This is a genomic window from Lentzea aerocolonigenes (genome assembly GCF_000955955.1).
Classification (GTDB): domain Bacteria; phylum Actinomycetota; class Actinomycetes; order Mycobacteriales; family Pseudonocardiaceae; genus Lentzea; species Lentzea aerocolonigenes_A.
The window spans coordinates 38,484-60,926 of record NZ_JYJG01000040.1; the positions used below are offsets into that span (position 1 = coordinate 38,484).

A 22,443-nucleotide genomic window follows, 5' to 3' on the forward strand; every position below is an offset into this window, starting at 1 on the left:
GTGATTCGGGGGACTCCCTCCCCTAAGAGGAAGGTCACCGGGCACGGCGCAGCCCTAGGTAGAGGCCGCGGTCGGGGTTGGTCTTAGCCCCCCAGGCACCCGCTCCGACCGCCCTCTGCTAACCCTCGACAGTCTCCGGAGCCGCTTGCGCCGGCTCTTCTGCCGCCGGTTTGGCCGGCTCGTCGCCACGAGTCCCCAGCCGCTGCGAGATCACCTGCGAGATGCCGTCACCGCGCATCGACACGCCGTACAGGGCGTCCGCGATCTCCATGGTCGGCTTCTGGTGCGTGATGATCAGCAGCTGCGACCGTTCCCGCAGCTGCTCGAACAGGCCGATCAGCCGGTGCAGGTTCGTGTCGTCCAGCGCCGCCTCGACCTCGTCCATCACGTAGAACGGTGAGGGGCGGGCGCGGAAGATCGCGACCAGCATCGCGACCGCGGCCAGCGACTTCTCGCCACCGGACAGCAGCGACAGGCGCTTGACCTTCTTGCCGGGCGGGCGGGCCTCCAGCTCGATGCCGGTGGTCAGCATGTCGCCGGGCTCGGTCAGCACCAGCCGTCCGTCGCCGCCGGGGAACAGGACCTTGAAGACGATCTCGAACTCGCGCGCCACGTCCTCGTAGGCCGACGTGAAGACCTCGAGGATCTTGTCGTCGACCTCCTTCACGACCGTCAGCAGGTCGCGGCGGGTGTCCTTGATGTCCTCGAGCTGCGTGGAGAGGAACTTGTAGCGCTCCTCCAGCGCCGCGAACTCCTCCAGCGCCAACGGGTTCACCTTGCCCAGCAACGACAGGTCGCGCTCGGCACGCTTGGCGCGGCGTGCCTGGGTGTCGCGGTCGTAGGGCATCGGCTGCGGCTCGGAGACCTGCTCGCCGCGTTCCTTGGCGGCCTGGTACTCGTGCAGCTCGGCTGCCGACGCGGGCACCATGACGTCGGGGCCGTACTCGTTGACGAGGTCTTCCAGGCCGATGCCGAAGTCCTCGGCGATCTTGGTTTCCAACGTCTCGATGCGCATGCGCTGCTCGGCGCGCAGCACCTCGTCGCGGTGCACGGCGTCGACGAGCTTCTCCAGCTCGCCGGACATCTCGCGCACCAGGTTGCGCACCTGGGTCAGCAGGAGTTCGTGCTGCTGACGGCGTTCCTGGGCCTGGTCGCGCTCACGGGCCGCGCGGTTCAGCGAAATCTCGATGCGTTCCAGCGCCTGTTCGCCGCCACGGACGACGGCCTTCGCGACCTGGGCTCCGCGCGCACGGTGCTGCGTCGCGCGGGCGTGGCGCTCGCGGGCCTCACGCTCGGCGCGCGCGGCACGACGCAAGCCGTCCGCCTTGCCCTGCAACGCACGTGCGCGCTCCTCGGCTGTGCGCTGCACCAGGCGTGCGTCCATTTCGCCCTGACGTGCCTGGGCGAGCTCCGCGGCCAGCTGGTCGCGCTGCTCGGTGTCCGGCTCGTCGTCGAGGGTCTGCTCTTCTTCCGCCATCAGCAGTCGCTCTTCGAGCTCGCCCAGCTTCATCAGGGCGTCCTCGCGGGACTGCTCGACCTTGTTGCGCTGCTCGGTGATGCGGCTGACCTCGGCCTCGGCGGACCGCACCGCGGCGACCATCCGGTTCAGCCGCTCGCCGGAGCGGGCCTGGCGAACCTTGGCCTCCTGCATGGCTTCCTTGACCGTGTCGAGCACCTTGCGGCGGGACTGCTGCTCGGCACGGGCGCCTTCCAGCGCCGCGGAAGCGTGTTCCAGCGCGCGTTCCGCCGTGGCGAGGGCTTCCTGCGCCTCGTCGACAGCCGCCTGGATCTCGATGACGCTCTGGCCCTGAGCGCCCGAGCCACCGATCGCCCAGTCCGTGCCGAACAGGTCGCCGTCACGGGTGACCGCACGGCCGTTGAACCTCGCCGCGGAGTCCAGATCCTCAACCACCGCAAGGCGATCGAGCGCGCGGGCCAGTGCCGGACGCAACGCCTCCGGGGCGTGCACGACGTCGATCGCCCACCGTGCACCGTGCGGGAGGTAGCCCCACTGACTCGTGTCCACAGTGGACCCGTGCGAGCCGATGAGGACACCAGCGCGTCCGGCGTCCCTCTCCTTCAACAGCTTCAGCGCCTGCAACGCGCCGTCGCCGGAGGAAACCGCCACGGCGTCGGCGATCGGGCCGAGTGCGGCCGCCAGCGCGACCTCGAAACCGGGTTCGACGGTCAGCAGCGCGGCCACGGAACCCAGCAGCCCCGGCACGTCGGACGCGAGCAGCGCGCCCGCACCGTCCTTGCGGGTCAGGCCCAACGACAGGGCGTCGACGCGGGCACGCCACGAGGCGATGTCGCGTTCGGCGGTGCGTTCGGCCTTCACCAGCTCCTCGACGCGCTGCCGTGCCGCGTCGTTGGCCTGCACGGCGTGGCGGTGGCGTTCGTCGAGCCCGCTGTCGCCCTCGTCCTCGTAGCCGGTGACCGCCTGCGCCTCGGCCAGTTCGATCGAGGCGAACTCGACGCGTTCGGTGGCCTCGGCGAGCGTGCCGGAGAGGCGTTCGATCTCCTCGGCGGTCGCGTTCGTCTTGCTGCGCAACGCTTCCACCTGGCCCGACAGCCTCGCGAGGCCTTCCCGCCGGTCGGCGATCGCGCGGACGGCGGCGATGTGCGCCTTCTCCGCCTGCGACACCATGCGCTCCAGCTCGGCCCGCGTCTCCACGGCCTCCGCCAAGGCGATCCTGGCCTCGGTCACGCCTTCCTGGAGCTCCAGCTCCATCTCGGCGGTCTCCTCGGCCTCGCGGTCGAGGTCGTCCGGGTCACGGCCGCGGCTCGGCGCGTCCAGCTCGGCGGACAGGTGCCGCGCGCGTTCGGCGGCAAGCCTCACGGTGCCGCGGAGGCGTTCCTCCAAAGCGGACAGCCGGTACCAGGTGTCCTGCGCGGCCTGCAGCTTCGGCGAGTCGGCTGCGACGCGTTCTTCCAGCTCGTTCTGCTGGTACTGCGCCGCCTGCAACGACTTCTCGACCTCGGCGCGGCGCTCGCGGGCCTTCGCCTCGTCGTGTTCCTCCTGCGCGATGGCTTCCCGTTGCGTGACGAGGTCATCGGCGAGCAGGCGCAGCTTGGAGTCTCGCAGCTCGGACTGCACGACCTGGGCGCGGCGAGCGATCTCGGCCTGCTTGCCCAACGGCTTGAGCTGACGGCGCAGTTCGGAGGTGAGGTCGGTGAGGCGCGTCAGGTTCGCCTGCATCGCCTCGAGCTTGCGCAGCGCCTTTTCCTTGCGCTTGCGGTGCTTCAGCACACCCGCGGCCTCTTCGATGAAGGCGCGGCGTTCCTCCGGCTTGGACTCGAGGATCGCGGCGAGCTGGCCCTGACCGACGATCACGTGCATCTCGCGGCCGATGCCGGAGTCCGAGAGCAGCTCCTGGATGTCCATGAGACGGCAGGAGTTGCCGTTGATCTCGTACTCGGTGGCGCCCTCGCGGAACATCCGGCGGGTGATCGACACCTCGGTGTACTCGATCGGCAGCATGCCGTCGGAGTTGTCGATCGTCAGCGTCACCTCGGCGCGACCGAGCGGCGCGCGGCCGGACGTGCCGGCGAAGATGACGTCCTCCATCTTGCCGCCGCGCAGGTCCTTGGCACCCTGCGTGCCCATCACCCACCGCAGGGCGTCGAGCACGTTGGACTTGCCGGACCCGTTGGGGCCGACCACACAGGTGATGCCGGGCTCGAAGCGCAGCGTGGTAGCCGAGGCGAAGGACTTGAAGCCCTTCAGCGTCAGGCTCTTGAGATGCACGCCGCGCAGAGTACCCAAACGCTTGCGAGAGATGCGTTAGGCGGGCCGTGACCTGCGCGTCTATGGACGGAGAGTAACCAACAATCCGCTTTCGTCCGACACTTCCAGGTGATCTATTCGATCTAGCTTGAACGACGTGGAACCGGGAATCTCCTCGTCATACGCATGATCGGAACCCCACCAGCCACCGATCTCGCGCTGACCCTCCTTGCTGAACACCACGACCTTGCATCGAGCACCTGACTTCACGTTGTCGAACTTGAAGCGCATCTCGGTGCCCCAGGACTTCGTGACCATCGCGACGCTGGCCTCGACCCCGGTCCCCTGATCTCGTGCCGCCCACGTCGGCGCAGGTGAGGGCCTCAAGTAGAAGATCCCACCGGCCAGCGCGAGCAGAACGAGCACCGCCGCGCACGCGATCAGCACGCGCCGGTGGTGACTGGGCTTGGGCTGGCACTCGGGGATGTCGTCGAGGTTCTCGACGTCCTCCAGGCTCAGGCGCCCGAGCAGGCCCGGCAGCGGGGCCAGCCGCAGCATCTCGGCCTGGCAGGGGTCGCAGCCCGACAGGTGCTTCTCGAACGCGGACCGCTCCTTGAGCTCGAGCGACCCGAAGAGGTAGGCGCCGACGTCGACGGTGTGCTGGCAGCTCACGCCTCGGTCACCCCTCTTTCCTCCAGCGCGTCGCGCAGCGCCCGCAGTGCGTAGAAGCAGCGCGACTTGACCGTGCCCGGCGGGATGCCGAGCGTCTTGGCGGCCTCCGCGACGGTGCGGCGGCGGTAGTACAGCTCGATGACGACCGTCCGGTGCTCAGGCGTGAGCGCCCGCAGCGCCGACGCGATCTGCCACGTCTGCAGCACGTGCTCGACCTGGTCGCTGACCGGCGGGAGATCCACCGGTTCGAGCGGCACCTCGGTCGCACGTGCGTTGCGCCGGCGGTATCCGGAGATCACCAGGTTCTTCGCGACCGTGTAGAGCCACGGTGCCGCGTCGTCCGGTTTCAGCTCGTCGTAGTGCCGCCACGCGCGGAGCAAGGTCTCCTGCACAACGTCCTCCGCCTGCTGGTAGTCGCCATCGACCAGCTTCAGCACGTAGTGCAGCAGCGGGCCTCTCCAGCGGTCGTAGAGCTGGATGAGGACGTCTTCGGCGGAGTCCACGCTCCCTTACTACGCCACCTCTTTCGGAAAGGTTCAGCGCTCCACGAACCCGGTCAGGTCGCCTCTCGCGTCGGACCACTGCTCACCGACAGATTCGACGTGTCCAGGGGTTTCACCCGAACGGAGAGCAGTGAGCAGTTGTTCACACTTCTCGCGCGGACCCTCGGCAACCACCTCGACCCTGCCGTCCGGCCTGTTCGAAGCGCTGCCCACCAGGCCCAGTTCTAGCGCCTTGGCTCGCGTCCACCAGCGAAAACCGACACCCTGAACCCGTCCACGCACCCACGCGTTTAGTCGCACGTCCACCTCCGAATGGTTGCGTAGTCACGCAAGGTGACCGAAGACGCACTCGGGGCTTATCACCCATTAGTGGTACGGTGCCGACCCGTGAGTGCCCGCAGCCTCTTACTCGGCCTGCTGATCGGTGCAACCGGCGTCGGCGGCCTCGCCGTCACCGGCACCTCTCCTCTCGGCATCAGCTTCACCACAGCCGCACAGCAGGAGAGCACCGACACAGCGAACCAGTTCGGCACAGGCAACGCGGCAGCACCCAACAGACAGACGCCCACTGGTGACACCGGTGTCGGCAATCCCACGGGTTCGTCGTCTTCGTCCGCTCCCACCACCTCGTCGACGACGGCGACTCCGTCTTCCTCCTCGTCTTCGTCAGCGGCTCCCACCACCACGACGACGCCTCCCGAAGCGCCGAAGCCGCCCGCCCAGCCGCCGCAGCCCGGGAACAAGACCCCGGAGCAGGCAGTCCTGGAGCTCGTGAACGACCAGCGCGCCGCGAAGGGCTGCAAGGCCCTCGTGATCGACGACCGCATCACGACCGCCGCGCAGGCTCACAGCACGGACATGGCCAACAAGGGCTACTTCTCCCACGAGTCACAGCCGGAGAAGACGACGTTCGTCCAGCGCATGAAGGCCGCGGGCTACCCGAAGCCGGGCGGCGAGAACATCGCGATGGGCTACGCCACTCCCGCGGCCGTCATGGACGGGTGGATGAAATCGCAGGGCCACCGCGAAAACATCCTGAACTGCGACTTCACCGCCATGGGCGTCGGCCTCGACACCCGCGGCAACTACTGGACCCAGAACTTCGGCTACTGACGGGGAAACTTCGTGTACGAGAGCCCGGAACCGGACTCGCGCTCGCGCTTTCGCGGTGCACCGCAGATCATCCTCGCCGCGTCGGGCGTCGTGCTGGCGACGGTGTTCGCCGCCGTGGCCTCGTTCGCGGCGGGCTCGGACACCGCCGCCGAGTCCCCGGCGCCTCAGCAGCAACAGAAGAAGGAGGCCGTGCGTGACGCGTTGAGCATCGTGCCGACGTCCTCGCCCACCTCTTCGGTCGAGCTGACCTCGTCGTCCCCTTCGGAGACCACGACGTCGACCACCACGACCACGAAGAAGCCGCGCGTCACCACCATCACGCGTCCTGACGGCACGACCACGACCGTCACGACCGATGACCCGCCGCCGGTCGTCACGTCCTCGTCGACCACCACGACCACGACGACGACAACCACTACGACTACGACGACCTCAACGACGACGAACTCGGACCCAACGAATCCGACGCCCTAGGGTTACGCCCGTCACCGTCAAGTGACGCAGAGCTACACGAAGGTGTGGCGTCACTGAGGCTTTGGTGCGTTTCCGCCGATAACTCGAACGCAAGTCCATCCGACCGGGTTTCCCACGAGGAGATGGGTGTGTTCGAGGAAGATCATTCGCAGTCACCGACCGATCCCGCGCCGCAGAAGAAGCGGATGGGCACGGCCGTCATGCTGGCTGCGGGCGGAGTGGTGGTGGCGACCCTGTTCGCGACGGTCGCGTCCATGCTCGCCGCGTCCGGCCGTGAGGCAGCGCCGGAGCGCACGTCCGCCGACATCGTGCAGACCATCACGACCGTCGCCCCGGACGGCAGCACCAGCACGGTCGTCGTCACGGTGTCCTCCAGCGCGGCGTCGTCGGCGAAGCCGGACCGCAGGCAGGCCGCACGCCCTCAGGAGCAGCCCAAGCCCGGCGCTCCCGAGCAGCAGCCGAAGGTGACGACGAACCCGGTCGAGCCGACCGAGACGCACAGCAACCCGCCCACGTCGTGGACCGAGCCGCCGGCGTCTTCCTCCTCTTCGACGACGACCACGACCACGACGCCGCCGACGTCCTCGTCGTCGACCACGACCGCGCCGCCGCAGAAGCCCTAAGGCTCGAACCGGTACCCCATGCCGGGTTCGGTCAGCAGGTGCCGCGGCCGGGCCGGTTCCGGCTCCAGCTTCCGCCGCAACTGCGCCAGGTAGACCCGCAGGTAGTGCGTCTCCTTCTCGTACGCAGGCCCCCAGACGTCCCGCAGCAGCTGCTTCTGCGCGACGAGCTTCCCGGCGTTGCGCGCCAGCACCTCCAGCAGACCCCACTCGGTGGGCGTGAGGTGCACCTCCTCGCCGTCCTTCAGCACCCGCTTGGCCGCCAGGTCCACCGTGAACGAGGCCGTCTTCACGATCGGCTCGTCCTCGGGCCCCGTGACGGCGGAGCGGCGGACAGCGGCGCGCAGGCGGGCCAGCAGCTCGTCCATGCCGAACGGTTTCGTCACGTAGTCGTCGGCGCCCGCGTCCAGGGCGTCGACCTTGTCGGCCGAGTCGGTGCGGGCGGAGAGGACGACGATCGGCAGCGTGGTCCAGCCGCGCAGGCCCGCGATCACGTCGGTGCCGTCCATGTCCGGCAGACCCAGGTCGAGAATCACGACGTCGGGCTTGCCGTCGGCGGCCAGCCGCAGGGCCGTCGCGCCGTCGTGGGCCGTGAGCACCTCGTAGCCGCGGGCCGAGAGGTTGATCCGCAACGCGCGCACGATCTGCGGCTCGTCGTCGACCACCAGCACTTTCGTCACGAGACCTTCTCCTCGACCGGCAACGAGATCACCACGGTGAGGCCACCACCGGGCGTGTCCTCCATGCTGATCGTGCCGCCCATGGCCTCGGTGAACCCCTTCGCCACGCTCAGACCGAGACCAACGCCACCCGGCGTGCGGTCGCCGAGGCGCTGGAACGGCGCGAACACCTGGTCCGCGGTGCCGCGAGGCAGGCCGCGGCCGTGGTCGACGACCCGCAGCTCGACCTCGGAGCCGTGCGCGGACGCCCGCAGCGCCACCGCACCGGCGTAACGCAGCGCGTTGCCGACGACGTTCGCGATCACTCGTTCGAGCAGTCCGACGTCCGCGCGCACGGGCGGGAGCGACTCCGGGACGTCGACCTCGATGTCCCCGCTCAGGCCGCTCAACGCCCGTGCCACCGCCTCGTAGTAGCCGACTGCGCGGAACTGGGGCTCCACCGCACCGGTGGCGAGCCGGGACGAGTCGAGCAGGTTGTCGACCAGGCCGGTGAGCCGGTCCGCGGACTCCTCGACGGCCTCCAGCAGCTCGGCGGTGTCGGAGCCGGAGAGCTTGAGCTCCGGGTCGCGCAACGAGCCGACGGACGCCTTGATCGAGGTCAGCGGTGTGCGGAGGTCGTGGCCGACGGCACTGAGCAACGCCGTGCGCAGTTCGGTGCGCGAAGCCTGCCGCTGGGTTTCGAGGGCCTGCTCGGCCATGCGTTGCTGCCTCAACGCCAGCAACGCCTGACCAGCCGCCGCCTCCAGCACCCGGCGATCCGAAGCGGGCAGCGAGCGGCCGCGCAACGCCAGGTGCACGTCCGGGGTCACCGCGACGTCGACGTCCGCCTCGTCAGGCTCGTCGCACGGGCTCACCCCGACGCACGCCACGCGTTCCCACTCGCCGTCGACCCGTTCCAGCAGCGCGACGGACTGCAGGCCGAAGTTCTCCTTCACCTTTTCCAGCAACCGTGCGAGCGGGAACGGGTTCGTCAGCACGGTGCGCGCGTACGACGCGAGGAGCGTCGCCTCGGTGCGTGCTCGCGCTGCTTGCGTGGCACGACGAGCGGCGTAGTTCACCACCAACGCGGTGCTGACGCCCACGATGATCATCGCGAAGAAGGTCAGCACGTTCTGCTGCGCGTCGATGGTGAACGTGTAGAAGGGCTCGGTGAAGAAGAAGTTCAGCAGCAACGCGTTGAGCAGCGCCGCCGTGATCGCCGGGCCGAGCCCGCCGACTATCGCGACGACGAGCGTGACCAGCAGGTAGACGATGACGTTCGTGGAGAAGTTCAGGCTGCCCCGCATCGACGCGCCGGCCGCCGTGACCAGCGCGGGACCGACGACCGCGAGGAACCAGCCCAACGCGAGCCGGCTCGGCCTGAGCGGGCTGCTCGCGAACCGGCCGCGCCAGCCGCTCGTCGTGGCCGGGTGCGTGACCATGTGGACGTCGATCGCGCCGGACTCCTGCACGACCGTAGAGCCGATACCCGCGGAGAACACGCGCGCGAACCGTGAACGGCGTGATGTGCCGACCACGAGCTGAGTGGCGTTCACCCCGCGCGAGAACTCCAGCAACGCCGTCGGCACGTCATCACCGACAACGGTGTGGAACGTGGCGCCCAGGTCCTCGGTGAGCTTGCGGTACTTCTGCAGCGAGTGCGGATCAGCCCCGGCGAGGCCGTCACCGCGTAGGACGTGCACGACCAGAAGGTCGCCGCCCGCGCGCGTGGCGATGCGCCGCGCGCGTCGGATGAGCGTCTCGCTCTCCTTGCCGCCGGTGATGGCGACGACGACACGTTCGCGCGTCTCCCACGTGTCGGTGATCTGCTGTTCGGCCCGGTAGCGCAGCAACGCGACGTCGACCTGATCGGCGACCCAGAGCAGCGCGAGCTCGCGGAGCGCGGTGAGGTTGCCGACGCGGAAGTAGTTGCCGAGAGCCGCGTCGATCTTGTTCGCCGCGTAGACGTCGCCGTGGGCGAGCCTGCGCCGCAGTGCCTCCGGCGTGAGGTCGACGAGCTGCATCTGGTCGGCTTTCCTGACAACTTCGTCAGGCACGGTTTCCTGCTGCGGAACGCCCGTTATGCGTTGAACGACGTCATTGAGAGATTCCAGGTGCTGCACGTTGACCGTGGACAGCACGTCAATCCCGGCTTCGAGAAGTTCCTCGACGTCTTGCCACCTTTTTGCATTACGAGAACCGGGCACGTTCGTGTGCGCGAGTTCGTCGACCACCGCGACCTCGGGCGCGCGGGCCAGCACGGCGTCGACGTCCATCTCGGTCAGTTCGACCCCGCGATGGGTGCAGTGCCTGCGCTGGACGATTTCCAGGCCTTCGACCAGTTGAGCGGTCTTGGCACGGCCGTGGGTCTCCACAAATCCGATGACCACGTCTGTGCCGCGCTCCCGCCTGCGGTGAGCCTCCCCCAGCATGGAGAACGTCTTGCCGACACCGGGAGCAGCTCCGAGGAAGATGCGGAGCTCACCACGCCTGGGTTTCGCACTCACCCGACCAGTCTGCTCCTGGCCCCGCGTGGGCTGTTCGGGGGTACGTGCTGCGCCACCCGGCCAGGCGAGTGCTCCTTCCCACATCTTTGTCCACAGATCTGACCGGCTGAATCATCCTTCAGCACGGCCCCCGTTCGAGTGAGCCTCGCTGCGCTTTTTACGCCGTTTACCAGGACATTTAACTGTGCCGGACGCGCGCCGTGACAGGTCCGGTCACCACAACGGCCGAATGGGTTATCGGCAGTTGGCGGATAGCGCGCGGAGCGTGAATGAGGGAAAGTGCCAGGGTTCGTGTCCTAATTAGGACAATCACATGCGCGCGGAGAAACGATGCCCACCACCGTCACCAACCACGAGGCACTTCAACTCGTGGTGGCCGTGCACCGGCTGGTGCGAAGTCTTCGACAGGCCGCTCCGGCCCGTCGTTTGCAACCCACCCAGTTATTGGTGCTGTCAGAACTGAGCGCCCACGGCCCGATGCGGATCGGCGAGATCGCGGTGCGCGCGCTGTGTTCGCAGCCGACCGCGACAACCGTCGTGACCAGCCTCGAGTCCACCGGCCTAGTACGCAGAGAGCCCGACGCGGCCGACGGCAGAGCCACGATTGTCGTGCTCACCGAGGTCGGTCGCGAGACTGTCCTGTCGATGGCTCACGGCGAAGCCGAACTATTGAGTGAAAGAATGTCCGAACTTTCGCCGGAAGACAGAGACCTGCTGCGCGGGGCCATGCCGATATTGCGCCACCTGGCCGAGCCGCAGGAAAACAAGTAGGAGCGGGACCCCCCGACGGGTCCCGCTCCTGGCATTACTTGCTGGGTGACACGGAAGTAGGTGGCACCGAGCTGGAAGGTGCGCTTCCAGAACTCGACGGCGATGTACTCGGCGTTGATGACGGAGCGGACATGCTCGGTGTCACCGTGTAACAGGTGCCGTTTTCGTAGTCGATCTTCGGCCGCGGATACCTGTTAGCCGGAATCATCGGTTGCGGGTCGCTCCCGTTGCACCCGTAGTACTGCCGCTGGGCGTTGATGGGATTGCCGTCCTGGTCGTACAACTGCACGTTGGTGAGCCACTTGCCGTTCTCGTCCTGGACGTAGATGTTCTCGTACGTCTCTGTCATCGGCGTCGGGTAAGACTGGTTCCGCGAGCTGTAGGCGAGGTTGTTCGCCGTCACGTCGACGACCTGGAACAGCAACCCGACCGCCAGCGCGGACGCCGGCAGGCTGAACCACAGCCACCGCCGGTCGACCTTGGCGCGCGGCCCCGCGAACACCGAGATGATCGCGATCGCGGCGACGACCAGGAACCCGAGGATGTCGCGGCCGGCGAGCAGCACGGCCCCGAGCCCGAGCAAGCCGGCCCGCACCAGCCACCACGCGGGCTGCAACGACTTCAGGTAGGTCAGCGCGCGTTCGGCCGGCGTGCCTTCCTCCGGCGTCAGCCACTGCTGGATCCTGCGCGTCTCCGGCAGGTCCATGATCTCCTGCTGGGTCGGCCCGCGGTCGTGCACCAACGCGAGGCTGAGCACGAGGAGCACGCCGGGCAGCAGCAGGATCGCCGGCTCCCGGAGCGCCGCGGCCCCCGCGAGCAACGTGACGCCCGTGGCGATCACCAACCCCCACGCCGCCGCCCGCGGCCGCGTGACCAGCTTGTTCTTGGTCGTGACCGGCAACCGCTCGGTCCGCGGTGGGTAGCCGGCGGCCTGCCGCAGCTCGTGCGCGTACTGCTCGGGCGGGCCGAGGCGCTGCTCCAGCGTCTCGTCCTCACCCAGCTCGGTCGACAGCTCGGCGACGTGCGCGCTGACGTCCTCCATGATCTCGGCGACCTCGCTGGGCGGCAGGTCGTCGAGGGCCGCACGCATCCCGGCCAGGTAGTACTCGACCCCGAGTGCCTGCGTGTTCATGCTGCGACCTCCTCGAGCAGGCCGTCCAGCGTGCTGGCGAACGACCTCCACGTCTCCCTCGACTCAGCCAGGCGCACCCGCCCGGTCTCGTTGATGCTGTAGTACTTGCGGTGCGGCCCCTCTTCGCTCGGCACCACGTACGAGGTCAGCATCCCGGCGTTGTAGAGCCGCCGCAGCGTGCCGTACACCGACGCGTCCCCGACATCGTTCAATCCCCCGGCGCGCAGCCTGCGCACCACGTCGTACCCGTACCCGTCGTCCTTGCGCAGAACCGCAAGCACGGCCATGTCGAGCACGCCCTTGAGCAGCTGACTTGTGTCCATGACCCCTCCGACCCGCTCTTGCGCCGTGAACACTACTACGCAGTGCACAGTACTGTCTAACGCGGGGGTCCTCAGCTCACCCTTCTCACCGCTCGCCGCTTGGCCAGCGCCATCCGGACCAGGTAGGCGGGTGTGGGCGGGATCCAGCCGAGCTGCGCGGCCATCCCCAGGTCGTCGCGGTTCGCCCAGTGCTCGACGATCCGGCCGTCCTCGAAGCGGAACCAGTGGGACTGGGTCATCGCGTACGGCTTGCCAGTGGGCGGGAAGACGGTCTCCACCTGGGCGTCGTCGTTGTACATGACCCACGGCGCGGCGTGCGTTCCGTTCATGGTCGAGTTCACGACGACGAGATCACCTCTGGCCAGGGCGTGGTGGATGTCGTAACGCAGGCCGGTGCTCGCGGCGCGCAGCCACAGAGCCGTGGAGTAGAAGCCGTCGGCGCCAGGAACTCGCGACGACGGCGGCTGGACGCGGTTCTCCCGATCGGTCGCGAGCGGGTGGTACAGCGAATCGAAGTCGGCCCGGTCGCCGTTGGCCATGGCGTGGATGCTGCGCACCGCGAGCGAGATCAGATCAGCCGTGATGTCAGTGGTCATGAGGAACCCCAATCAGATACAGTCGGACTTTACCGAAAGTGTGGAACTGGGGAATGACGCACGTCAAGAGGTCCTACGACTCGTCCGGGCGGCGCGAACAGGCCCGCGTGCGACGCCTCGCCGTGGTGCGCGCGGCCCGTGAGTTGTTCGAGCGCGACGGGTTTCGCGTGACCACGATCAGCGCGGTCGCGGCGCACGCCGGGGTGTCCGCGGAGAGCATCTACAAGGGGTTCGGCACCAAGGCGGCGCTGGCCAAAGCCGTGTTCGACCTCGTGATCGCGGGTGACGACGAACCCGTCCCGATCGCCGAACGCCCCGCCGCGCAGGCCATCGGCGACGAACCGGACGTCCATCGCAAGATCGTGATGTTCGTCCACGGTCTGGCCCAGCGCCAGGCCCGCTCAGCGCGGGTGCAGATCCTCATCCGCGACGGCAGGCACGTCGACGACTCACTCGAGCCGATCTGGGCGAAGCTAATCGAGGAGGGTCTGGCCGGTATGACGCTGCTCGGCCGCCATCTGCACGCCACCGGCCGCCTGCGCGCGGGGATCGACCTCGACGAGGTGCGGGACGTGCTGTGGAACTACCTGGCGATCGACCACTACGAACGACTGGTTCTCACGCAGGACTGGTCCCTCGAGCGCTACACCCGATGGCTGACCCGGGCCATCACCGACGCACTCGTCTGACGAACGTCAGAGTCTGGGGCGGGGCTGGCATCGCGGGCACGAGTACGAGGAGCGGTTCATGAACGGCTCCCGCACGATCACCGCACCGCACCGCTTGCACGGCCGGTTCTCCTGCCCGTACGCGCTCAGCGAGCGGTCGAAGTAGCCGGACTGCCCGTTCACGTTCACGTACAGCGCGTCGAACGACGTCCCACCCTGGCCGAGCGCCTCACGCATCACATCGGTGGCGTGATCCAGCAGCTCAGCGGCCTTCACCTTGGTGAGCTTGTCCGTCATCCGGGTGCCGTGCAGGCGGGCGCGCCACAAAGCCTCGTCGGCGTAGATGTTGCCGATGCCGGACACCAGGGTCTGGTCGAGCAGGGCGCGTTTGATCTCCGTGTGACGCAGGCGCAACGCGCGCACGGCAGCATCACGGGAGAAGAGAGGGTCCATCGGGTCGCGGGCGATGTGCGCGACCGAGTCGGGGACCAGGGTGCCGTCGACCTCGACGAGTTCGGCGAGAGCCAGGCCGCCGAAGGTTCTTTGGTCGACGAAGCGCAGCTCCGGGCCGCCGTCGGCGAACCGGAACCGCACGCGAAGATGTTTCTCGTCCGGAGCCTCAGCGGGCTGGACGAGCATTTGGCCGCTCATGCCCAGGTGGGCCAGCATGGCGGCTTTGTCGGCCAGTTCGACCCAGAGGTACTTGCCGCGGCGCTTGGCGGCAACCATGGGTTGCGAGACCAAGCGCGCGCAGAAGTCCGCGGAGCCCAGGTCGTGCCGGCGGATGGCACGTGGGTGCAGCACCTCTACCGAGGAGATGACCCGGCCGGCGACGTGAGCTTCGAGGCCGAGGCGAACCACCTCGACCTCTGGGAGTTCGGGCACGTCAGGCTTCGGACTTGCCCTCGTCGACGGGCTGCGCCTCGATCACGGCGGCCTGCGGCTTGGTGGGCTTGAGCACCCACACGCCCGCGCGGCTCGTGTCCCTGACCAGCACAAGTCCCTGGATGCCTCCGTTACGGGAGGTGTTCACCGGGCCGCGAGCGGAGCGCGTGCGGCGGTTGGTGCGGTACCTGGTCGCATACATTGCGTATCTCAGTCTTCCTCGGATGGGAGGGTCCCTGGCGTCACCGAGGCGCCGTTCTGTCCGTTTGCGGATTTGACCGACTCCTGCTCGGCCTTGACCCGCTCCGACAGAACATGATAGGCCGCTTCAGCGGCTTTCTGCTCGGCTTCCTTCTTGGTGCGCCCATCACCCTTGCCGTAGGGCTGGCCACCGACGAGCACCGTGGCGGTGAACTCCTTGCGGTGGTCCGGCCCCTGGTCGTCCACGCGGTACTCCGGGACGCCGAGACTGGCTTGAGCGGTGAGCTCCTGCAGGCTTGTCTTCCAGTCCAGTCCAGCACCCAGAAGCGGAGCTTTGGCCAAGAGTGGATCGAACAGCCGGTGAACGAACGCTCGTGCGGTATCGATACCGAACTGCAGGTACACCGCACCGATGACGGCTTCGAGGCCGTCGGCGAGGATGCTCGCCTTGTCCCTGCCGCCGGTCAGTTCTTCGCCACGACCGAGCAACAGGTGTGCACCGAGCCCGCCTTCTCCCAGGTCACGCGCGACGCCCGCCAGAGCGTGCATGTTCACCACGCTGGCGCGGAGCTTCGCGAGCTGACCCTCGGGAAGATCGGGGTGGGTGCGGTAGAGGTGGTCGGTGACGACCAACCCGAGCACGGCGTCTCCCAGGAACTCGAGACGCTCGTTCGGCGGCAGACCGCCGTTCTCGTACGCGTACGACCGGTGGGTGAGCGAAAGCCCGAGCAGCTCGGCGTCCAACTGGACGCCGAGCGCTTCGGACAAAGACGCGCGGTCGGCTTGCGGAGCGCGCGGCGGCTTTCCCCCACTACGTAACCGAGGAGATCAGGCCGGCTGAGCGACCTGGCGGCCAGCGTACTGACCACAGGCCGGGCAGGCGACGTGCTGCGGCTTCGGCTGGCGGCAAGCCTTGTTGGAGCACGCCACCAGGTGCACGGCAGACGTCTTCCACTGGGAACGACGCGCACGGGTGTTCGAACGCGACATTTTCCGCTTCGGGACGGCCACGACTACTTCTCCTCGTTGTTGTCATCGCTGAACCGCTCTTGCAACGCGGCCCACCGAGGGTCAATCGTCTCATGCCCGTGGTCGGGCCCTAGCTCCGCCCACCGGCCGCCGCATTCGGAGCAAAGCCCCTTGCAGTCCGGCTCGCACAGCGGCGCCTGCGGCAGCGCGAGGACGATGGCGTCCCGCACCACAGGCTCGAGGTCGATCAGATCGTTGACGATCCGGCTGACCTCGTCTTCATCAGTGGTCTCGTCGGTGGTGCTGTCCGGCCACGCGTACAGCTCCGTGATCCGGACTTCAACCTCGTCGGTGAGCGGCTCGAGACACCTCGAGCACTCCCCTTCGACCTTCGCGGCCGCCGTCCCCGACACGAGCAGGCCCTCCACGACCGATTCGATCAGGAGGTCGAGCTCAACTTCCCCGTTCTCGGGCACCGCGATCACCCCGAGCAGCCCCACACCCTCGCCGGGGACCGACCTCACGAGGGGTCGGCTCAGACCGGCGCGACGGCCGATGTCCCTGGTGTCGATGACCCAGGGACCGGATGCTGTGGGACGCGTGGACGCGTGACGATGCTCAGTCATGATTTCGGGTTGTTGCCGGCGGGGACCTACCACGTCCAGCCGGTCCAGGGTACGGGACAACGGGCTCACGCGTGAAATCGCCAGGTGATCGCACCTGTCCGACGTAGCGCGAATCACACGTTCAGGCGCTCCGAGGAGCACCTGGTTCGTTAAGCACCGTAGTCGAACGGCGCGGCAGACCCCGCGACGGCCGGCCCGCGCAGGTGCGAACGGCCCTTGCCGACCGACCTGAGCGTGTGCGCGAGGAGGTCCTCGAAGTCCGCGAGCTTGCCGTCCACGTACGCGTCGCACTCCGACCGCAGCCGGATCGACTCGCTCTGGGCGCTGTCGAGCAGCCGCGCCGCCTCGGCGTGCGCGGCCCGGACGACCTCCTGCTCGTTGACGAGCCTGGCCTGCTCGGCTCGGCCGTCCTCGGTGGCGCGCTCGTAGTTGGCGCGACCGGCCTGGATCATCCGCTCGGCCTCGGCGTGCGACCGCCCGACCAGGTCGTCGTACTCCTGCCGGCCGGCGGCGACGGTGCGTTCCGCCTGGTCCTCAGCCTCGGCGATCATCCGCTCGGCACGGGCCCGCGCGTCGGACAGCATCGCCTCGGCCTCGGCCTGCGCCTCGGCGAGCATGCGATCGGCGTCCGCACGGGCCTTCGACACGCCCGCTTCCGCGTCGTGCTTGGCCTTGCCGACCAGCTCGTCCTTGTGGTCCAGCACGTCCTGCGCGTCGTCGAGCTCCGCGGGGATCGCGTCGCGCACGTCGTCGAGCAGTTCGAGCACATCACCGCGCGGCACCACGCAGCCCGAGGTCATCGGAACTCCGCGCGCTTCCTCGACGATCGTGACGAGCTCGTCGAGTGCCTCGAACACCCGGTACACGTCTCACTCCCTAACCCCTGTGGCTCCCACTCACAAGTGTGCCCTGCCGATCTCCCCGAAAGAGGGAGATCGGCAGGGCGTGTCAGGATTTGGCCGTGACCATCACGATCAGGCGGGCGACCGCGGCCGATGTAGACCCGATCGTGGCGATGCTCGCGGACGACCCGCTGGGCGCGCAGCGCGAAACGCCGGGCGACCCCGCCTACCTCAAAGCCTTCGAAGTGATCAATGCCGACCCGCACCAGTACCTCGCGGTGGCCGATGCTCGGGGCGAGGTCGTCGGCACCTTGCAGCTCACGTTCACGTCCGGCCTGTCGCGCCTCGGCATGACCCGTGCGACCGTCGAGGCCGTCCGAGTGCGCTCCGACCAGCGCGGCAACGGACTCGGCGAACAGCTGATCCGCTGGGCGATCGACGAGGCCCGCGCCCGTGGCTGCGGCCTCGTCCAGCTCACCACCGACGCCTCACGCGTCGACGCACACCGCTTCTACGAACGACTCGGCTTCACCGCGTCGCACGTGGGCATGAAGCTCTCGCTCTAACGCAGCTCGGCGAGGCGCTGCTGCAGCCGCTGCTCGATGGTCGCGGGCAGCAGCGTCGACACGTCGCCACCGTAGGTCGCGACCTCCTTGACCAGCGAGGACGCCAGGTAGGAGTACTGCGGGCTGGCCTGCATGAACAGCGTGTCGACACCCGTGAGCTGGTGGTTCATCTGCGCCATCTGCAGCTCGTAGTCGTAATCACTGACCGCGCGCAGGCCCTTCACGATGGCCTTGATGTTGTTCTCACGGCAGTAGTCGACCAACAGCCCGTGCCACGAATCCACCCGCACGTTGTCCCACTGCTTGGTGACCTCGCGCAGCATCTCCTGCCGCTCCTCGACGTCGAACAAGGTGCGCTTGTTCTTGTTGATGAGCACGGCGACGACAACCTCTTCGAAGAGGTGCGCGGCTCTCCCGATGATGTCCAGGTGACCGTTGGTTACCGGGTCGTAGGAGCCGGGGTACACGGCACGCGTCATGAGCCGGACGTTAGCACCCGATCGGACGCCTCCAGGCGTGTCCGTGGTTCTCGTCACCCATCCGAACGCACCTGCCCCCAATACACAGCCGTGTCCCCATAACGCTTGGCACGCAAGGATTCCACTCCCTCGGGCCACGCTGGTTCGGCACTGCGCGAAGCACGCTCCACGATCAACACGGCCCCGGCTGTGAGCCTCGCCGCGTTTACCAATCCAGAAAGCACCTTCTCGAGCTCCCCGTCGGTGACCGCGTAGGGCGGATCCGCGAACACCACGTCGAACGCCTCCCCCTCGCTCACCGAGTACGCCTCGGCACTCCGGTTCGCGATCACGACGTCCCGGAAGGGCAACTCCCGCGCGTTCGCCTTGAGCACCTCGGCCGCTCTCTTGTCGGCCTCCACGAACGTCGCGTGCCCGGCCCCCCGGCTCAACGCCTCGAAGCCGAGCGCCCCCGACCCCGCGTACAGGTCAAGCACTCGCACCCCGTCGAGGTCCATCAACGACTCGAGCGAACTGAACAGCGCCTCCCGCACCCGCTCGGACGTGGGCCTCGTCCCTTTCGGCGGCACCTTGAGCCTGCGGCCTCCCGCACTCCCGGCAACAATTCGCGTCACCCGCTCATCGTCCCAGGTGCATCCTGTGCGGATGACCCGCCACCGCGACTCGGGCGCCTGCCTGTGCGAGCTGGCCGCGGACCCGGTGCTCGTGGCGTGCCCGTCCTGCGCAGCCCAGGCCGTCGTGGTTGACGGTCGTCTCGTGTGCCCGGCGTGCGCGCACGTACGTCCGTACAAGCGTGTGTGGTGCTGGGACAACGCACGCTTCGTGCCGGACCTCTGGCTGTCGACGCCGTGCGCCGGCCACACGCTGTGGGCGCTGAACGGCTCACACCTCGACCTGCTGGAGTCGTACGTCGGCGCCGCGCTCCGCGAAGACCCGCATCCGTCGTGCGTGCGGCGGATGACGATCCTCGCGAAGCTGCCCGGCTGGCTGAAGTCGGCCAAGCACCGCGACGAGCTCCTCCGAGCCATCCGCCGCCTGCGCGCTACCGCCCCAGGTGCGCCCCGCCGTTCACCGCCAGCACCTGCCCGGTGATGTGCCCGGCCCGCTCCGAAGCCAGGAACCCGACGAGCGCCGCCACGTCCTGCGGAGTCCCGGCCCTTCCGTTCTTCGTCTGCCCGATCAACGTCTTGAGCCGTTCTTCGCTCATCGAGTCGCCGAAGAACTCCGTGTCCACGATCAGGCCGGGTGACACGACGTTGGCCGTGATCCCACGCGTCCCGAGCTCTCCGGCGAGATCCGCGGTCCACGCCTCCACCGCGGCCTTCGCGGCTCCGTAGCTGCCGCCGCCCCTGCGCCCGGCGATCGAGCCGATGGTGATCACCCGGCCGTTGTCCGCGAACCTCGGCGTGAGCGCCTCGGTCACGAGCACCGCACTCACCACGTTGGCCTCGTAGTTCGCGAGCCAGCGCGTCTTCGTGTCGTCATGGCCGATGTTGCCACCCGCGTTGTTGACGAGAACGTCCACTTGGGACGGAAGGTCCGTCAGTGCGGAGCGGACCGCCGCCGGATCCGCGGCGTCGAAAGCGACGTGCTTGACGCCCGGAACCTCGGCGAGGACCTCGGCACGACGTCCGGTGATGGTGACGTCCAGGCCCTGCGAGACGAGCTCGAGAGCGATGGCCCGGCCGATACCGGTGCCACCGCCCGTCACAACTGCTGTGCGCATGCTTTCCCCCAACGAAGTTGTCAGGCGAGAGCTTGCCACCACCCGTCAACCTCGTTCGGCGCGTCCACGTCGACCCGCTCGCCCGGCCGCGGCACCGCCAGCTTCAACCCGCGCGCCTTCGCCTCGCGCCACACGCGGTCGACCGGCTCGGTCCACGCGTGCAGCGCCAGGTTGAACGTGGCCCAGTGCACCGGGATCAGCAGCCCGCCACCGAGATCGTCGAACGCCTGGACGCCTTCCTCAGGCGTCATGTGGATGTCCGGCCAAGCATCCCCGTACGCACCGACCTGCATCAGCACAACATCGAACGGCCCGTGAGCTTCGCCGATCGCCTTGTAGCCGGGGAAATACCCGGTATCGCCGCTGTAGAACACCGAACGAGACCCGCGCTTGATGACCCAGGACGCCCACAACGTGACGTTCCGCTGCACCGACCGCCCGGAAAAGTGTTGCGCCGCAGTACAAGTGAGCTCGAACCCGTCCACGCTGAACGACTCGTCCCAGTCCAGCTCGACAATCCGATCAGCAGGCACGGCCCACCGCCGCAGATGCGCCCCCAACCCCAACGGCACCACGAACACACACGACGACGACGCGACCAACGCATCCACAGTCGCCATGTCCAGGTGGTCGTAGTGGTCGTGCGAGATCACCACAGCACTCAGCCGGGGCAAATCGGACAACGAGTGCGGAACTGGGTGCAAGCGACGAGGTCCGACGTGCGCGGACGGCGACACGCGGTCACTCCACACGGGATCCAGCAACACCGCCGCGCCGTCGATCTCGATCAGCGCGGAAGCATGCCCGTACCAGGTCACGTGCAGCCCGGACGACACCGGCGCGGCAGGCCCGACCAGCGGCACCGCGGACGAAGGCTTCCGGTCCTCGCCACCGAAGAGGAAGTCGCGTGCCGAGAAGGAGTCGCGGTCCGGGACCGTGCTGACTTCCTTGTCGTTGTGGAACTTCCCGTCCCGGTAGCGCGGCGAACGCGCCATCTCCACCGGGTCCGGCTTGCCGCCCAGCTGCCGGGGCACGTCCCGCAACGCCCACGCCACGCCCGCCAGTCCGAGCAGGCCGGCCAACGCCTTCTTCATGATCGAACCCTCTTCCCTGACCTGTGCCCGGTGCAACGCAGGGAATGGTCGTCGAGTTCCGGGCGGCTCGCCAGCCGCGCGAGGAGGAGCCCCGGCCGAGGGTGCGCCGGGGCTCCTGGTCAACGACGGGTCAGCACTTCGTGGTGCGGACGTTCTGGGTGTAGAACGACCACTGCTGTCCTGACGTGCGCCCTTCGATCGTGTCGTCGAGGTACCAGTAGTAGTGGCCCCACTTGGGTTCCTTGAACAACAGCTCCCAGCGCCCGTTCACCCGCGTGATCTGCGGGCCGGCGTAGATGTCCACCGCGGTCTTCGGCCCGACGTCCTGGCGGAGCTGGCTCGTGACCTTCGACTCCTTGTACCACTCCTTCTGGTACGACGTCGCGATCGCGGCCGTGAGGCCGTTCGAGACGTTGGTGCCGAAGGAGAAGTTGAAGCCGTAGATGTTCTTCGTGCCGACCGTGCCCGAGTGCTCGTAGACGAGCGTGGACGGCGAGGAGGTGCAGTTCTCCTGGTGGCTCACCTTGGCCATCTGGCCGACCGAGTAGTCCAGCGGACCGCTCGGGTGGAACTTGCAGGTCGCACTGCTGTCGGTGTTGCACGCCTCCAGGAGCTGCTTGCCGGTCGGCTCGTCGGCCGCCAGTGCCGAGGGGGCGGCGAGCACGCTGAACGCCGCGGTGACAGCGAGGGCGAGGGCACCCAGCGTCTTGGTTCGAGGTGCGAAGGTCATGTCGTCTCCCGGTTCTCTCAGCTCAGCTGGACTTCGACGGTGTAGCGGCCGATGTCGGCGACGTTGCTGTTGTCCTTCTCGTAGGGCCCCTCACGACCGCCGTTGTCGAAGGCGAGCCAGACGGCGCACTGACCGAACGGCTGGACCGAGCCGATGTTCCTGGCCCACTGGGTGTTGTTGAGCCGGACCTGGTGGTTGACCCACCCGTCCTTCGGGCAGTCCTTCGGCGCCCAGATCGTCAGCCGGTCGCCCTCGTAGTAGGTCCCGGTGTAGACGCGGGCTCCCACGACATCGCTGGGGAGTTTCACGTTCTGCTGGCCGCTGCAGCTGTACGCACCCGTGCCGGCGTTGAAGTCGCAGTTCGCGGCCGCGTTGGCCACTCCGGCCGGAAGCACGGCCAGTAATGCCCCAGCAACGGCCATCAACGCCGCGAACGACCTCACAAGTGATCGCTTCACTTCAGCACCCCTTCCGCAGGTGACTTGTTACGAGCTGTTCGTGTGATGCGTTGAGTACACACCTCCGATGTCTGAGGCACCATGCAGAAATACCGGCAGTAT

General features: G+C 68.0%; 28 protein-coding genes. 7 read left to right on the forward strand and 21 right to left on the reverse strand.

Features of this window, described 5'->3' with window-relative positions:
• Positions 1 to 118 precede the first annotated feature (118 nt).
• The 4 genes from smc to UK23_RS07210 are packed head-to-tail and all read right to left on the reverse strand — an operon-like array spanning position 119 to position 5,208.
• Positions 119 to 3,748: a chromosome segregation protein SMC gene (gene smc / locus UK23_RS07195; RefSeq protein WP_045310595.1), complete on the reverse strand. Its 3,630-nt coding sequence runs from the start codon at positions 3,746 to 3,748 to the stop codon at positions 119 to 121.
• Positions 3,749 to 3,808: 60 nt separating this feature from the next.
• Positions 3,809 to 4,399, reverse strand: coding sequence for an anti-sigma factor family protein (locus tag UK23_RS07200; protein WP_045310596.1), 591 nt, complete (start codon positions 4,397 to 4,399; stop codon positions 3,809 to 3,811).
• Positions 4,396 to 4,902: a sigma-70 family RNA polymerase sigma factor gene (locus UK23_RS07205; RefSeq protein WP_045310597.1), complete on the reverse strand. Its 507-nt coding sequence runs from the start codon at positions 4,900 to 4,902 to the stop codon at positions 4,396 to 4,398. The genes UK23_RS07200 and UK23_RS07205 overlap by 4 nt, the downstream gene beginning before the upstream one ends.
• Positions 4,903 to 4,935: 33 nt before the next feature.
• Positions 4,936 to 5,208: an acylphosphatase gene (locus UK23_RS07210; protein ID WP_045310598.1), complete on the reverse strand. Its 273-nt coding sequence runs from the start codon at positions 5,206 to 5,208 to the stop codon at positions 4,936 to 4,938.
• Positions 5,209 to 5,289: 81 nt separating this feature from the next.
• Between UK23_RS07210 and UK23_RS07215 the strand changes: the two genes are divergently transcribed.
• The 3 genes from UK23_RS07215 (at position 5,290) to UK23_RS51325 (ending at position 7,112) form a co-directional block, all read left to right on the forward strand.
• The gene (locus UK23_RS07215; protein WP_052684443.1) at positions 5,290 to 6,015 is read left to right on the forward strand and encodes a CAP domain-containing protein; all 726 of its coding nucleotides are present in this window, start codon (positions 5,290 to 5,292) and stop codon (positions 6,013 to 6,015) included.
• A gap of 12 nt (positions 6,016 to 6,027) precedes the next feature.
• Positions 6,028 to 6,489, forward strand: coding sequence for a hypothetical protein (locus tag UK23_RS51320; protein ID WP_156212900.1), 462 nt, complete (start codon positions 6,028 to 6,030; stop codon positions 6,487 to 6,489).
• Between the two features lie 128 nt (positions 6,490 to 6,617).
• A complete protein-coding gene (locus UK23_RS51325) occupies positions 6,618 to 7,112 on the forward strand; it encodes a hypothetical protein (protein ID WP_156212902.1) in 495 nt (164 codons plus the stop codon).
• Here the strand turns inward: UK23_RS51325 and UK23_RS07230 are convergent.
• Positions 7,109 to 7,789, reverse strand: a complete 681-nt coding sequence (locus tag UK23_RS07230) for a response regulator (RefSeq protein ID WP_045310602.1) — start codon at positions 7,787 to 7,789, stop codon at positions 7,109 to 7,111. The genes UK23_RS51325 and UK23_RS07230 overlap by 4 nt on opposite strands.
• Complete coding sequence (locus UK23_RS07235; RefSeq protein ID WP_082114475.1) at positions 7,786 to 10,359, reverse strand: sensor histidine kinase; 2,574 nt, start codon at positions 10,357 to 10,359, stop codon at positions 7,786 to 7,788. Before UK23_RS07235 ends, UK23_RS07230 begins: the two co-directional genes overlap by 4 nt.
• 246 nt (positions 10,360 to 10,605) lie before the next feature.
• Here UK23_RS07235 and UK23_RS07240 point away from each other — a divergent pair, with 246 nt between their 5' ends.
• Positions 10,606 to 11,046 (forward strand): MarR family winged helix-turn-helix transcriptional regulator, encoded by a 441-nt coding sequence (locus UK23_RS07240; RefSeq protein WP_045310604.1) that lies wholly within the window; start codon positions 10,606 to 10,608, stop codon positions 11,044 to 11,046.
• A 34-nt stretch (positions 11,047 to 11,080) separates the two neighbouring features.
• Here the strand turns inward: UK23_RS07240 and UK23_RS07245 are convergent, their stop codons facing one another.
• From UK23_RS07245 to UK23_RS07255, 3 genes are all read right to left on the reverse strand, one after another.
• Positions 11,081 to 12,178, reverse strand: a complete 1,098-nt coding sequence (locus UK23_RS07245; protein WP_052684444.1) for an HAAS signaling domain-containing protein — start codon at positions 12,176 to 12,178, stop codon at positions 11,081 to 11,083.
• Positions 12,175 to 12,501 (reverse strand): PadR family transcriptional regulator, encoded by a 327-nt coding sequence (locus UK23_RS07250; RefSeq protein ID WP_030467969.1) that lies wholly within the window; start codon positions 12,499 to 12,501, stop codon positions 12,175 to 12,177. Before UK23_RS07250 ends, UK23_RS07245 begins: the two co-directional genes overlap by 4 nt.
• Positions 12,502 to 12,572: 71 nt before the next feature.
• Positions 12,573 to 13,097 carry an ester cyclase gene (locus tag UK23_RS07255; RefSeq protein ID WP_045310605.1) on the reverse strand — a complete coding sequence of 175 codons (525 nt, stop codon included), beginning with the start codon at positions 13,095 to 13,097 and terminating at the stop codon, positions 12,573 to 12,575.
• A gap of 53 nt (positions 13,098 to 13,150) precedes the next feature.
• On the opposite strand from UK23_RS07255, the gene UK23_RS07260 reads away from it, so the two are divergent.
• Positions 13,151 to 13,786, forward strand: a complete 636-nt coding sequence (locus UK23_RS07260; protein ID WP_045310606.1) for a TetR/AcrR family transcriptional regulator — start codon at positions 13,151 to 13,153, stop codon at positions 13,784 to 13,786.
• Between the two features lie 6 nt (positions 13,787 to 13,792).
• On the opposite strand, the gene mutM is transcribed toward UK23_RS07260, so the two are convergent.
• From mutM to UK23_RS07285, 6 genes are all read right to left on the reverse strand, one after another.
• Positions 13,793 to 14,650, reverse strand: coding sequence for a bifunctional DNA-formamidopyrimidine glycosylase/DNA-(apurinic or apyrimidinic site) lyase (mutM, locus tag UK23_RS07265; RefSeq protein WP_045310607.1), 858 nt, complete (start codon positions 14,648 to 14,650; stop codon positions 13,793 to 13,795).
• 1 nt (position 14,651) lies between these two features.
• Entirely contained in the window at positions 14,652 to 14,852 is a 201-nt protein-coding gene (locus UK23_RS07270) for a hypothetical protein (RefSeq protein WP_045310608.1), read from the reverse strand.
• A gap of 8 nt (positions 14,853 to 14,860) precedes the next feature.
• Positions 14,861 to 15,619 carry a ribonuclease III gene (gene rnc, locus UK23_RS07275; RefSeq protein ID WP_045310609.1) on the reverse strand — a complete coding sequence of 253 codons (759 nt, stop codon included), beginning with the start codon at positions 15,617 to 15,619 and terminating at the stop codon, positions 14,861 to 14,863.
• A 60-nt stretch (positions 15,620 to 15,679) separates the two neighbouring features.
• Positions 15,680 to 15,862: a 50S ribosomal protein L32 gene (gene rpmF / locus UK23_RS50030; RefSeq protein ID WP_030467958.1), complete on the reverse strand. Its 183-nt coding sequence runs from the start codon at positions 15,860 to 15,862 to the stop codon at positions 15,680 to 15,682.
• Between the two features lie 2 nt (positions 15,863 to 15,864).
• Complete coding sequence (locus UK23_RS07280) at positions 15,865 to 16,446, reverse strand: YceD family protein (RefSeq protein WP_045310665.1); 582 nt, start codon at positions 16,444 to 16,446, stop codon at positions 15,865 to 15,867.
• A 149-nt stretch (positions 16,447 to 16,595) separates the two neighbouring features.
• Positions 16,596 to 17,312: a DivIVA domain-containing protein gene (locus UK23_RS07285; RefSeq protein WP_045310610.1), complete on the reverse strand. Its 717-nt coding sequence runs from the start codon at positions 17,310 to 17,312 to the stop codon at positions 16,596 to 16,598.
• Positions 17,313 to 17,413: 101 nt separating this feature from the next.
• On the opposite strand from UK23_RS07285, the gene UK23_RS07290 reads away from it, so the two are divergent.
• Positions 17,414 to 17,854: a GNAT family N-acetyltransferase gene (locus tag UK23_RS07290; RefSeq protein ID WP_330769916.1), complete on the forward strand. Its 441-nt coding sequence runs from the start codon at positions 17,414 to 17,416 to the stop codon at positions 17,852 to 17,854.
• On the opposite strand, the gene coaD is transcribed toward UK23_RS07290, so the two are convergent.
• Positions 17,851 to 18,333, reverse strand: a complete 483-nt coding sequence (coaD, locus tag UK23_RS07295; protein ID WP_045310611.1) for a pantetheine-phosphate adenylyltransferase — start codon at positions 18,331 to 18,333, stop codon at positions 17,851 to 17,853. The two genes, UK23_RS07290 and coaD, sit on opposite strands and share 4 nt — an antisense overlap.
• A gap of 53 nt (positions 18,334 to 18,386) precedes the next feature.
• Positions 18,387 to 18,947 (reverse strand): 16S rRNA (guanine(966)-N(2))-methyltransferase RsmD, encoded by a 561-nt coding sequence (gene rsmD / locus UK23_RS07300; RefSeq protein WP_045310612.1) that lies wholly within the window; start codon positions 18,945 to 18,947, stop codon positions 18,387 to 18,389.
• A 31-nt stretch (positions 18,948 to 18,978) separates the two neighbouring features.
• On the opposite strand from rsmD, the gene UK23_RS07305 reads away from it, so the two are divergent.
• Positions 18,979 to 19,425, forward strand: coding sequence for a hypothetical protein (locus UK23_RS07305; protein WP_045310613.1), 447 nt, complete (start codon positions 18,979 to 18,981; stop codon positions 19,423 to 19,425).
• On the opposite strand, the gene UK23_RS07310 is transcribed toward UK23_RS07305, so the two are convergent.
• From UK23_RS07310 to UK23_RS48360, 4 genes are all read right to left on the reverse strand, one after another.
• Positions 19,376 to 20,059 carry an SDR family NAD(P)-dependent oxidoreductase gene (locus UK23_RS07310; RefSeq protein ID WP_045310614.1) on the reverse strand — a complete coding sequence of 228 codons (684 nt, stop codon included), beginning with the start codon at positions 20,057 to 20,059 and terminating at the stop codon, positions 19,376 to 19,378. The two genes, UK23_RS07305 and UK23_RS07310, sit on opposite strands and share 50 nt — an antisense overlap.
• A gap of 20 nt (positions 20,060 to 20,079) precedes the next feature.
• Positions 20,080 to 21,153: an MBL fold metallo-hydrolase gene (locus tag UK23_RS07315; RefSeq protein ID WP_045310615.1), complete on the reverse strand. Its 1,074-nt coding sequence runs from the start codon at positions 21,151 to 21,153 to the stop codon at positions 20,080 to 20,082.
• Between the two features lie 130 nt (positions 21,154 to 21,283).
• Positions 21,284 to 21,883, reverse strand: a complete 600-nt coding sequence (locus UK23_RS07320) for a hypothetical protein (protein ID WP_045310616.1) — start codon at positions 21,881 to 21,883, stop codon at positions 21,284 to 21,286.
• A gap of 17 nt (positions 21,884 to 21,900) precedes the next feature.
• Positions 21,901 to 22,341, reverse strand: coding sequence for a hypothetical protein (locus UK23_RS48360; RefSeq protein ID WP_156212903.1), 441 nt, complete (start codon positions 22,339 to 22,341; stop codon positions 21,901 to 21,903).
• Positions 22,342 to 22,443 lie beyond the last annotated feature (102 nt).

Bases quoted from the DNA above. Each gene is read 5' to 3' on its own strand.
- UK23_RS07260 (WP_045310606.1), top strand. From the start codon at position 13,151: ATGACGCACGTCAAGAGGTCCTACGACTCGTCCGGGCGGCGCGAACAG.
- UK23_RS07315 (WP_045310615.1), bottom strand. From the start codon at position 21,153: ATGAAGAAGGCGTTGGCCGGCCTGCTCGGACTGGCGGGCGTGGCGTGG.
- UK23_RS07245 (WP_052684444.1), bottom strand. From the start codon at position 12,178: ATGAACACGCAGGCACTCGGGGTCGAGTACTACCTGGCCGGGATGCGT.
- UK23_RS07305 (WP_045310613.1), top strand. From the start codon at position 18,979: ATGACCCGCCACCGCGACTCGGGCGCCTGCCTGTGCGAGCTGGCCGCG.
- UK23_RS07320 (WP_045310616.1), bottom strand. From the start codon at position 21,883: ATGACCTTCGCACCTCGAACCAAGACGCTGGGTGCCCTCGCCCTCGCT.
- UK23_RS07240 (WP_045310604.1), top strand. From the start codon at position 10,606: ATGCCCACCACCGTCACCAACCACGAGGCACTTCAACTCGTGGTGGCC.
- UK23_RS07255 (WP_045310605.1), bottom strand. From the start codon at position 13,097: ATGACCACTGACATCACGGCTGATCTGATCTCGCTCGCGGTGCGCAGC.
- UK23_RS07250 (WP_030467969.1), bottom strand. From the start codon at position 12,501: ATGGACACAAGTCAGCTGCTCAAGGGCGTGCTCGACATGGCCGTGCTT.
- UK23_RS07280 (WP_045310665.1), bottom strand. From the start codon at position 16,446: ATGACTGAGCATCGTCACGCGTCCACGCGTCCCACAGCATCCGGTCCC.
- UK23_RS07270 (WP_045310608.1), bottom strand. From the start codon at position 14,852: ATGTATGCGACCAGGTACCGCACCAACCGCCGCACGCGCTCCGCTCGC.
- UK23_RS07310 (WP_045310614.1), bottom strand. From the start codon at position 20,059: ATGCGCACAGCAGTTGTGACGGGCGGTGGCACCGGTATCGGCCGGGCC.
- UK23_RS07235 (WP_082114475.1), bottom strand. From the start codon at position 10,359: ATGTGGGAAGGAGCACTCGCCTGGCCGGGTGGCGCAGCACGTACCCCC.
- coaD (WP_045310611.1), bottom strand. From the start codon at position 18,333: ATGACGCGTGCCGTGTACCCCGGCTCCTACGACCCGGTAACCAACGGT.